Annotated in this window: 6 protein-coding genes; 2 read left to right on the top strand and 4 right to left on the bottom strand. The window is 29.9% G+C overall.

The genetic code is table 11. The features are described 5' to 3' along the window. The 3 genes from AB1Z17_RS13865 to tpx all read right to left on the bottom strand — a co-directional run. Positions 1–2237 (bottom strand): DNA translocase FtsK 4TM domain-containing protein (locus AB1Z17_RS13865; protein WP_368052363.1); only part of this gene is annotated, 2237 nt, incomplete at its 3' end. 52 nt (positions 2238–2289) lie between these two features. Further along, entirely contained in the window at positions 2290–2658 is a 369-nt protein-coding gene (locus tag AB1Z17_RS13860) for a diacylglycerol kinase (protein WP_368052362.1), read from the bottom strand. 3 nt (positions 2659–2661) lie between these two features. Further along, complete coding sequence (gene tpx / locus AB1Z17_RS13855) at positions 2662–3159, bottom strand: thiol peroxidase (RefSeq protein ID WP_368052361.1); 498 nt, start codon at positions 3157–3159, stop codon at positions 2662–2664. 159 nt (positions 3160–3318) lie between these two features. On the opposite strand from tpx, the gene AB1Z17_RS13850 reads away from it, so the two are divergent. Both AB1Z17_RS13850 and AB1Z17_RS13845 read left to right on the top strand, forming a co-directional pair. Then, positions 3319–4677, top strand: a complete 1359-nt coding sequence (locus AB1Z17_RS13850) for an MATE family efflux transporter (protein ID WP_368052360.1) — start codon at positions 3319–3321, stop codon at positions 4675–4677. Then, positions 4664–4894, top strand: a complete 231-nt coding sequence (locus tag AB1Z17_RS13845) for a hypothetical protein (protein ID WP_368052359.1) — start codon at positions 4664–4666, stop codon at positions 4892–4894. The genes AB1Z17_RS13850 and AB1Z17_RS13845 overlap by 14 nt, the downstream gene beginning before the upstream one ends. Before the next feature lie 76 nt (positions 4895–4970). On the opposite strand, the gene AB1Z17_RS13840 is transcribed toward AB1Z17_RS13845, so the two are convergent. After that, on the bottom strand, positions 4971–6878 hold a 1908-nt coding region (locus AB1Z17_RS13840), incomplete at its 5' end, for a TonB-dependent receptor (RefSeq protein ID WP_368052358.1).

Raw genomic sequence — 6878 nt, 5'->3', positions numbered from 1 at the left:
TCTATTAATCTACCAGCTCTATTGTATCCTAGTTTTAATTTACGCTGCAACAACGAGGCGGAACCTTGTTGTGCATGAACTATTACAAGCGCTGCATCTCTAAACAAAACATCTCTTTCACTGATATCTATATCAAGACTTGTGCCAACTTCCTCACCTGTATATTCAGGTAAAAGATATGCACTTGGGTACGCTCTTTGTGAGCCAATATAATCGGTTATTCTTTCTACTTCTGGTGTATCTACAAATGCACATTGTAAACGAATTACATCGTTACCATTTGTAAATAACATATCTCCTTTTCCAATTAATTGATCTGCCCCAGCTCCATCTAAAATTGTTCTGGAATCTATTTTTGAAGATACTCTAAAAGCGGCTCTGGCAGGAAAGTTGGCTTTAATTATTCCTGTTATTACGTTTACAGAAGGACGTTGTGTTGCAACAATTAAATGAATTCCAATTGCACGTGCTAATTGGGCTAAACGCGCTATTGGCGTTTCAACTTCTTTACCGGCAGTCATAATTAAATCGGCAAATTCATCAATAACCAACACAATATATGGTAAAAATTTATGACCATTTTCTGGATTTAATTTACGAGCTTTAAATTTAGCGTTGTACTCTTTAATATTACGAACCATTGCTGTTTTAAGTAAATCGTAACGGGCATCCATTTCAATACATAAAGAATTCAAGGTATTAATAACTTTGGTGGTGTCTGTTATTATAGCCTCTTCAGTATCAGGTAATTTGGCAAGATAATGACGCTCAATATGGTTGAATAAAGTAAGTTCTACTTTTTTAGGATCAACCAAAACAAATTTAACTTCAGCCGGATGTTTTTTGTACAAGAGCGAAGTTAAAACAGCGTTTAATCCAACCGATTTTCCTTGTCCTGTAGCACCCGCCATTAATAAATGCGGCATTTTAGCTAAATCAAAAACAAATGTTTCGTTAGAAATGGTTTTTCCCATCGCAATTGGTAATTCCATTTCAGAATTTTGAAATTTCGCTGAAGAAATAACAGATTTCATAGAAACCATTGTTGCTTTTTTATTTGGTACTTCAATACCAATAGTTCCTTTTCCAGGAATAGGTGCAATAATTCTAATACCCATTGCAGAAAGTGAGAGTGCAATATCGTCTTCTAAATTTTTAATTTTAGAAATACGAATACCAGCATCTGGAACAATTTCGTATAAAGTAACTGTTGGTCCTACAGTAGCTTTTATTCTTGCAATACCAATATTATAATTGTTTAGTGTTTCAACAATTCTATTTTTATGACCTTCTAATTCTTCTTGATCAATAGAGATGCTTTCGTCATAATCTTTTAAAAGATTTAATGTTGGAAAACTATAATTAGCGAGTTCTAAAGTGGGATCAAATTCTCCAAAATCTTTTACCAATTTACTAGACATGTTTTCTTCAACATGTGTTTCTTCAACAATCTTTTCAACATCAATTGTTACTTTTTCTGCAGTTTCTTTTGGTTTCTGATTTTCAGATGCTGGTTTTGTAGTATTAGTTGGTAATTCAAAATCTGTTGATAATTTTTCCTTAATTTCAGTTGCTTTTACAGTTTCTAATGGTTTTTTAATAATTTCTGAAGCAGTATCTTTATTACTGTTTTTTACCACCTTTTTTGCAGGTAAAACACTTTTTATTTTTTCTGGTGTAAATTTAAATCGGATTACTAAATAAGAAATCAGTAAAAATAATAATACTAATAATAAACCCATTTTACCCAAGAATTGTTGTAAATAACTATTTAATTCGTAGCCAATAATACCTGGCAATAGTTGATTGTTTGAACTAATAAAGCCAATTGCAACAGACAACCAAATCATTGCTAATATTCCCCAACCCCAATATTTTTTAATATGTTTTATGCTACCCTTTAAAAATATGGCAATACCAGAGAAAAATAATAAAAAAGGAATGTAGATTGAAGATATTCCAAAACCGTCATAAATAAAAAAGTGGCTGATTGTTGCACCAATTTTACCTAATAAGTTTTTTACGGAGCTATTTTTGTTTGAAAAATCAGCAAGCTGACTTTGGTCTTCTTGCCAATTAAAAAAGTATGAAAAAAAAGAAATTAGTAAAAAAACGGCAAACAAAACGGTAAAAGAACCTATAATTGTTTGTGTTTGTCTATTTCCAAAAAACGATTTTATTTTTTGAAAACGAGGTTTACGTTCTGTTTTAGTTATTGTTTTTTTCTTTTTTGCCATTGATATTTATATGTCACAAAAATATAAAATTATTGCGATTGCAGTTATATTACTAAAATAATTTAGGTATATAGATTATAAAACCAATAATAACGGCAAATATTGCAGCAAAAAAAGCAGCACCTGCAGAAATATCTTTTATAGTTCCAATTTTTTTATGGTGATCTGGATGAATAAAATCAGCCATTTTTTCTATAGCTGTATTTAAAGATTCTGCTACCAAAATAAGTCCAATTGCAAAAAATTGGAACATCCATTCGGTAGCAGAAAGATGCATAATAAAACCAAAAATGGTCATTATTATAGCAATAATTACTTGTGCAATAATACTTTTTTCTGAAGTAATTAAAATCCAAAACCCTTTAGCCGCAAATTTTACAGCTCTAATTCTATTTAAAATAAAATTACTTTCAGAATTCATATATTAAAGTGCTTTTAAAGCAGCTTCATAATTTGGTTCGTCAACTATTTCTGGAACTTGTTCGGTATATGTTACAACACCTTCTTCATTAACAATTACAATTGCTCTGGAATGTAAGTTTGCTAAAGGTCCGTTTTCAATTGTTAGTCCATAAGCATTTCCAAATTTTCCTTTTGCAAAATCAGATAATGTTATGACATTTTCTAAACCTTCAGCGCCACAAAAACGCGCTTGAGCAAATGGTAAATCTCTAGAAATACATAATACTTTTGTGTTTTCTAACTTTGCAGCCTCTTCGTTAAATTTTCTAACAGAAGCAGCGCAAGTTCCCGTATCTAAACTTGGAAAAATGTTTAAAATTAATTTAGAACCTTTAAAGTCTTTTAATTTTGCTTTTGATAAATCAGCCTTTATTAATGAAAATTTAGGTGCTTTTTTACCTATTTTAGGTAATTTTCCAGATGTTTTAAAAGGGTTTCCTTTAAGTGTTATTTTAGCCATATTTTATATTTTTTAATTTAAAAATCAAAGTTAGTTTAAAAACTAAAATATACGAATTTATTTCTTGTTTTTTAATAGATTTTAATTTTTGAGATTCCTAAACTTCAAAAAGTTATTAGAATTTAAAATCTTGTATATTCGCAACCTAAAATATTATAATTGAATTTTAAAAAATACACTTCAGAATTTAAAAACAACATTAGGTTAGCAACGCCAATTATGATGGGTTCTTTGGGACATTTATTAGTTGGTTTAATTGATGATATAATGGTTGGTAGATTAGGTGCAGTTGAATTAGCTGCTACCTCTTTAGGAAATAGTATTTTTTTTATTACACTTTCTGTTGGGCTAGGTTTTTCGTTTGCTATAACACCATTAATTGCCGAATCTGATGGTGAAGGGGATAAAGAAAAGGGGAGAAGTATATTTCAGCATGGTGTTATTTTAACAGCAATAATTGGTTTAGTAATGTTTATTGCATTACTATTTTTGAAACCAATTTTGTACCATTTAGATCAACCAGAAGAAGTGGTCGTTTTAGCAATTCCATATTATGAAATAGTTGCTTTTTCGATGATTCCATTAATGGTTTTTCAAGGATTTAAGCAGTTTGCTGATGGATTGTCGCAAACTAAATATGCAATGTGGGCTACTATATTAACAAATATTGTAAATGTTGTTTTAAATTTTACTTTAATTTATGGTTTTTGGATTTTTCCAAGATTAGAATTGGTAGGAGCAGCTTTAGGAACGCTAATTTCAAGAACTGTAATGGTGTTTTTTATATATATTGTATTGGCTAAGAAAGATAAATTTGCCATTTATTTAAAAAGATTAAAGTTTGAAGAGTTAAAAAAAGAACGTTTTTTAAAAATTATAAAATTAGGTTTTCCAACAGCTTTACAAATGCTTTTTGAAGTAGGCTTATTTACTGCATCGGTTTTATTGGCAGGAACTTTAGGAGCTTTTCCACAAGCTGCAAATCAAATTGCTTTAAAATTGGCTTCCACAACTTTTATGATTGCGGTTGGAGTTGGTGTAGCTGCAACTATTAGGGTTGGAAACCAAAAAGGATTAAAAAATTATGTTGAATTAAGACGTATCGCTTTTTCAAATTTTTTAATGATATTTATTATAATGTTCACATTTTCAGTGGGTTTTATTGTTTTTAAAGATTTTTTACCTTTAATATTTACTGAAAATTTAGAAGTGATTAAAATAGCATCGAGTTTATTGGTAATTGCTGGTCTTTTTCAATTATCAGATGGATTACAGGCAGTTATTTTAGGAGCTTTAAGAGGCTTACAAGATGTAAATGTGCCATCAGGTCTCACGTTTATAGCCTATTGGATTATAGGTTTTCCAATAAGTTATTATTTGGGTACTATGGCAGGTTTTGGTACATTTGGTATCTGGATTGGACTTTTAGTAGCATTAACGTCATCCGCATTACTGTTGTTTATAAGGTTTAATTATTTAACGAATAAATTAATTCAAGAAAAAAATGGAATTACCTAAGTTTTTAATGGGAGATAATACAGATTGTTTAGATGATATTTTTGTAATTCATACAGAATTTCCAAGATTCATAATTAATTTGGTTGATGATGAAATTGAATGGCTTGAAGATTTTGAGGGTGCAGATCGAGAGGAATTAGAACTAGAAGTTGCCACACTTATAGACCAAGCTAGTGAATTTTACGATAGAGAAATGAAACGTTACGAAACGGAATAGCGTTTGTTTCTGCAGTTCTTTTTCAATAACATATGTAATACTGGGTTATTATAATGTTATATAAATTTAAAAGCAACTAAAATTTTACATCCATTTTAATATTTAAAACTCGGGGAGTCATATAATTTGGAATGCCATAAAAACGTTTGGAATAAACATCGCGTACCCAAGTATTTGTTATGGAGTTTTGAACATCGAACATATTAAAAATTTCAAATCCTAACGAAAACTCTTGAATGTTTTTTAACAAACCAGATGTATGTTTGTTATTTACATCTGCAAAAACATAAGAAATACCAATATCTGCTCTTTTATAAGCATTTAACCTATTTTGATACTCGTAAGAATTTGAATAAGAAGGAGCTCCACCAGGCAAACCAGTATTAAAAACTAAATTCAAATACATTTTAATATTGGGTATATTAGGAACATAATCTTGAAATAGCATTCCAAATTTAAAACGTTGATCTGTTGGACGAGAAATAAACCCTTTGTTATTGTAGTTTTCTTCTGTTTTTAAAAACCCAATACTCATCCAGCTTTCTGTTCCTGGAACAAATTCTCCGTTTAACCTTAAATCTATACCCGTAGCATAAGCGGTTGCATTATTGTCTGCATTGTATCTAATTTTAACATTATCAACAGTATATATGTTAACATTTGTTAGATTTTTATAATATATTTCTGAAATAAGTTTAAAAGGTCTGTTCCAAATAGAAAAGCTATAGTCGTTTCCTAAAACCACTTGAACCGATTTTTGAGCTTCTACATTCGTATTAATTGCGCCATTAAAACCTCTTAACTCTTTGTAAAAAGGTGGTTGGTTGTATGTTCCACCTGCAATTCGAAAAAGCATGTCTTTTTCCCAATCTGGTTTAATAGCAAACTGACCTCTAATACTATAAATTTGTTGCTTTGAAGTTACTAAATTTCCAGCATTCACGTTCCATTTATGAGAACGTACACCTACATTATACCAAACTTTATGATTATCCCAATCACTATTTTTACTGTATTGTGCAAACCAAATTAGTCGGTTAATTTTAAGATGATTTTGTGTATCTATACTTTGGTAAGGAGTTAATTCTCCAGAAAATGGCTGATAAGGTTGATTATTAGCAGTAGTATTTGGAGGTCTTACACTAAATCCTAAAGAATCAATAACTTCCCATTCTTTTATGCGATCTTTTATATCTTCATTTTGATATTTTATTCCAACATTAAATAAATGGTTATTTTTTTTATAAGTCCCTTTAAATTCGGCATTGCTAATTAAGGCATCAATGGCATTTCTAGCGTGATTTAATTGAGAGCCAATTCCTTCAGAAAATTCAACCTCACCAAAATCATCAGATCCAAAATCGTTGTTTACCTCTCCAATATTATAACTTGCTAAAATATCGTAATATTCTTCTTCAATGGTATGGTATGTTGATGCAGTTAAAGATAATTCTATGTTTTCATTAAAATTATAACTTCCTTTTAAAGCACCAAATACGGTTTTAAACTTATCTTTTTCTTGTCCGTTATAATAAACAATTAGTTCTTGAGGATTAGCAATGGTTCCAAATTTAGTTCTTCTGGTTTTAGGAATAAATTTGTAATTATTGAGTGCATAATTTCCTAAAAAGTCGATTTTTAATTTCGGATTTATTAGATACGATAAAAATGCCTGAACATCGGTAAAATTTGGATTCGAGTTTGTTTCAATATCTTTACTATTAATAAAAAGACTGTTATTTCTGTATCTAACGCCGACCAATCCACTTAATTTTTTGTTAAATGAAATTCCTTCAGCTGTTACACTTCCACCTAATAAACTGGCATTTACACGTGCACTAAAATCTTGTGGAGTTCTATACGTAATATCTAAAACTGAAGATAGTTTATCTCCATATTTTGCTTGAAAACCACCAGCAGAAAAATTAACATTTTGAACCATAGCACTGTTTACAAAACTCAAACCTTCTTGTTGCCCAGATCT

This window comes from Lutibacter sp., from assembly GCF_040883305.1.
Taxonomy (GTDB): domain Bacteria; phylum Bacteroidota; class Bacteroidia; order Flavobacteriales; family Flavobacteriaceae; genus Lutibacter.
The sequence above is the reverse complement of the archived record's forward strand: the minus strand, read 5'-3'. Positions and strand labels throughout refer to the sequence as shown.

Coding starts and splice junctions, on each gene's coding strand:
- AB1Z17_RS13860 (WP_368052362.1), bottom strand. CDS start 2,658: ATGAATTCTGAAAGTAATTTTATTTTAAATAGAATTAGAGCTGTAAAA.
- tpx (WP_368052361.1), bottom strand. CDS start 3,159: ATGGCTAAAATAACACTTAAAGGAAACCCTTTTAAAACATCTGGAAAA.
- AB1Z17_RS13845 (WP_368052359.1), top strand. CDS start 4,664: ATGGAATTACCTAAGTTTTTAATGGGAGATAATACAGATTGTTTAGAT.